The sequence below is a fragment of the Streptomyces phyllanthi genome, assembly GCF_009377205.1.
Taxonomy (GTDB): domain Bacteria; phylum Actinomycetota; class Actinomycetes; order Streptomycetales; family Streptomycetaceae; genus Streptomyces; species Streptomyces phyllanthi.
The window spans coordinates 1-3,881 of sequence record NZ_VJZE01000651.1 but is presented as its reverse complement, the minus strand read 5'-3'; the positions used below and the strand labels follow the sequence as shown (position 1 = coordinate 3,881).

The following is a 3,881-nucleotide window of genomic DNA, read 5'->3' as shown; positions in this document are numbered from 1 at the left end:
GATCAGTCGTCTTCGACTCTACGGGCGGGGTCTGACAATCGGCCCCGGGATCGGCTCCGGCACCGGCAGCCGTCGGTGGGGGCGGCGGGGTCGTCAGGGGGTGGTCCGTGAGACCACGTACACCATCGGATGGTCGGGATTGGACCGGTTCACGACTATGTCCAGCGTCGGTGTCGGGTTCTTCCGCGCCCGCACGAGCCCGAACCACGGACCCGGCTCCGCGAACTCCCAGCCGACGATCCGCCGGTCCCGGGCGCTGATGGCGATCTCGCCGCGCCTGAGGTCGGCGGAGCTGCTGCCGATCTCGGAAAGGAACATGTCCAGTCCCTCGTTGCTGGTGAGGAACTGGGCGTAGAGGCGGCTGGTCTTCCAGTTGTTCGTCTCGTAGTACGCGACGCTGCCCGAGTACCGCGGGATGGGAATGTGGTACATGCGGCGCTGGACGCGGGAGGGCCAGCCCACGGTGAGGCCGGTCGCCGAGTACTTCCTCTCCTTGTCCTTGCCGCTGTCGCGGCTCTGCTCCGCGGAGATGACCAGGTAACCGGCCGGCACGCCGATGAGCAGCACGATGATGAGCAGGGTCAGCGCGCGGCGCCGTATCACGTGGCGCCGGTCCTCCGTCGGGCGGTCCGGGTCCTCCGGGGACGGCCCCTGCGGGCTCACGGGTGAGGTCATGCGGAGTCCTGGGTCGTACGGCGCGCCTCCACGTACCGCGCGTAGCGCTCGTAACGCTCCACCCGGCGGCGGTTGGCGCGGCGGAAGCGGCGGGCGACGAGCCGGGCGAGGTCGGCGGCGCCGACCATACCGGCCTCGGGGCCGAGCTGGGCGCGGGCGATACGGGCCTCGGGGCGGTAGCCGCGGCCGGTGAGGTGGCGCCGGAAGGCGTCGCGGGCGGGGCCGATGAGCAGGTCGTCGGCCGCCGAGACACCACCGCCGATCACGAAGCAGGACGGGTCGAGGGCCGCCGCGAGGTTGGCGATGCCGACGCCGAGCCACTGGCCGATGTCCTGGAGCAGCTCGATGCACATCGCGTCGCCCTCGCGGGCCAGCTCGGTGATCATCGGGCCGCTGATCTCGGAGATGTTGCCCTTGACGTGCTCGATGATCCCGTACGCCACCGGGGAGTCGGCGGCGGCCAGCTCCTTGGCCTCGCGGACCAGCGCGTTGCCCGAGCTGTACTGCTCCCAGCAGCCGCGGTTGCCGCACGGGCAGCGGTGGCCGCCGGGCACGACCTGCATATGGCCGAACTCGCCCGCCACTCCGTACTTGCCGCGCTTGACCTGGCCGTCCTCCAGGATGGCGCCGCCGATGCCGGTGCCGAGCGTGATCATGACCAGGTGGTCCTCGTCGCGGCCGGCGCCGAAGCGCCACTCGGCCCAGGCGGCGGAGTTGGCGTCGTTGTCGACCAGGACCGGGACGGCGAGGCGTCCGGCGAGGCGGTCGCGCAGCGGCTCGTTGCGCCAGGACAGATGGGGGGCGAACAGCACGCGGTTGCGGTCGGCGTCGACCCAGCCCGCCGCGCCGATACCGACCGCGTGCACGTCGTGCCGGTCGGAGAGGTCGAGGACCAGCTCCACGATGGTGTCCTCGACGACCCTCGGGCTCTTGGACTTGTCCGGCGTCTCGGTGCGGACCTTCTCCAGGATGTTGCCGTCGGCGTCGACGACGCCCGCCATCACCTTCGTACCGCCGATGTCGATGCCGACCGTGGGTACCCGGGGTGCGGTCAGATGGGAGCGGCGCTCGCGCGTTCCCACGGTCCGCAGGACGGTGGCCCGCGCGGAGCCGCGGTGGGTGAAGTCGCGGTAGGTGCTCATCGGGCCGATTGTGCCGTACGCTCGCGCGAGGCGCGCCGCTGGGGAGGCGGGGGCGCCGTGTTCGTCTCTCGGGCGCGGGTGCGTTGTGGCTGGTCGCGCGCTTCCCCGCGCGCCTGACGAGCACGGGGCGCGCCCACACTCACGAGCGTACGAGCAGCTGGAACTCGAACGAGTAGCGCGAAGCCCTGTACGTGTGTGTGCCGAACTCGACCGCTCTGCCCGTGTCGTCGAACGTCGTGCGCTGCATCGTCAGCAGGGGGGCGCCCTCCGGCTCGCCGAGGCGCTCGCCCTCGACGTCCGTGGCCGCGCGGGCGCCGATGGTCTGGCGGGCGCTGTGCAGGGTGATGCCCGCGGCGCGCATCAGCCGGTACAGGCCGGTCGCCTCCAGTTGGCCGCTCTCCAGGTCGAGGAGCCCGGTGGGCAGGTAGTTGCAGAGGTACGCCATCGGCTCGCCGTGGGCCAGCCGCAGCCGCTCCACGCGGTGCACCTCGCTGCCCTCGCCCACGCCGAGCGCGGCCGCGACCTCGGCGGAGGCGGGCACGAAGGTGTTGGCAAGCACCTGGGTCGCGGGGCGCTGTCCGGCCGCCTCCAGGTCGTCGTACAGGCTGCTGAGCTCCAGTGGCCGCTTGACCTGGCTGTGGACGACCTGGGTGCCGACACCGCGGCGGCGTACCAGCAGGCCCTTGTCGACGAGGGACTGGATGGCCTGGCGCACGGTCGGGCGGGACAGACCGAGTCGGCCGGCGAGCTCGATCTCGTTGCCGAGCAGGCTGCCCGGGGTCAGGGTTCCGTGCTCGATCGCGGCCTCCAGCTGCTGGGACAGCTGGAAGTACAGCGGGACCGGGCTGCTGCGGTCGACGCTGAGCTGGAGCGACACGGTCGGGTCCACTTCTGGTTTCGGCACGGCCCGAGCGTAGCTCTGGTGCTTGTTGACGGGAAGTTGTGTAGTTCGATTGTCCAGACAAACCATTGACACGGTGGTGGTTGCGACCTCAATTTGTTCCCATGCGCATCGGACTCATTGGTGCGGGCCGCATCGGTACGTTCCACGCGGCCACGCTCAGCCGTCACCGGGACGTCGGCTCGCTCATCATCACGGACGTCGACACCGGGCGGGCACAGGAGCTCGCGGACCGCCTGGGGGAGACGGCGGCGCCCGGCGTCGACGAGATCTTCACCTGGGGTGTGGACGCGGTGGTCATCACGGCCGCCACCTCGGCCCACGCCGAACTGATCGGTCGGGCAGCACGCTCCGGGCTGCCCGTCTTCTGCGAGAAGCCCATCGCCGTTGATCTGCAAGGTACGTTGCACGCGCTCGCCGAGGTGGACGCGGCCGGGACGGTGCTCCAGATGGGCTTCCAGCGGCGCTTCGACGCGGGGTACGTCCAGGCGCGCGAGGCCGTACGGTCGGGGCGTCTCGGGCGGCTGCACACCGTGCGCGCGCTGACCGCGGACCAGGAGCCGCCGCCGGCCGCGTACCTGCCCGTGTCCGGCGGGATCTACCGGGACTGCCTCGTGCACGACTTCGACATCCTGCGCTGGGTGACCGGGCAGGAGGTCGCCGAGGTGTACGCGACCGGGTCCGACGCCGGGCCCGCGATGTTCCGTGAGACGGGCGACCTCGACACGGCGATGGCGGTGCTCACGCTGGAGGACGGGACGCTCGCGACGGTGACGGCCGCGCGGTTGAACGGCGCGGGGTACGACGTGCGCATGGAGCTCGCCGGGGAGCTGGACACGATCGTGGTCGGCCTGGACGACCGTACGCCGATCGCCTCGGCCGAGCCGTCCGGTCCGCCGCCCGCGGACAAGCCGTGGACCGGGTTCCTGGACCGGTTCGGGCCCGCGTACGAGGCGGAGATCGCCGCGTTCGTGGAGGTCGTGCGGGGGGAGAGGGCCAATCCGTGCGACGGGCGTGAGGCGTTGCAGTCGCTGCGGATCGCTGAGGCGTGCGAGTTGTCGCGTCAGGAGCAGCGGCCTGTGGTTCTCGGGGAGGTCACGGGGGTGCGGGACTGATTCCCGGGGACTGATTCCCGGGGACTGATTCCGAGGGGCGCAGGGGTG

Annotated in this window: 4 protein-coding genes; 1 reads left to right on the top strand and 3 read right to left on the bottom strand. The window is 71.5% G+C overall.

The features are described from left to right. Positions 1-93: 93 nt before the first annotated feature. The 3 genes from FNH04_RS42820 to FNH04_RS42810 form a co-directional block, all read right to left on the bottom strand. Entirely contained in the window at positions 94-675 is a 582-nt protein-coding gene (locus FNH04_RS42820; protein WP_152791642.1) for a sugar kinase, read from the bottom strand. Continuing rightward, positions 672-1,817, bottom strand: coding sequence for an ROK family glucokinase (locus tag FNH04_RS42815; protein ID WP_152791641.1), 1,146 nt, complete (start codon positions 1,815-1,817; stop codon positions 672-674). Before FNH04_RS42815 ends, FNH04_RS42820 begins: the two co-directional genes overlap by 4 nt. Before the next feature lie 139 nt (positions 1,818-1,956). After that, positions 1,957-2,694 carry a GntR family transcriptional regulator gene (locus tag FNH04_RS42810; RefSeq protein WP_322725494.1) on the bottom strand — a complete coding sequence of 246 codons (738 nt, stop codon included), beginning with the start codon at positions 2,692-2,694 and terminating at the stop codon, positions 1,957-1,959. Positions 2,695-2,822: 128 nt separating this feature from the next. Here FNH04_RS42810 and FNH04_RS42805 point away from each other — a divergent pair, with 128 nt between their 5' ends. After that, a complete protein-coding gene (locus FNH04_RS42805) occupies positions 2,823-3,833 on the top strand; it encodes a Gfo/Idh/MocA family protein (RefSeq protein WP_152791640.1) in 1,011 nt (336 codons plus the stop codon). Positions 3,834-3,881: the final 48 nt, after the last annotated feature.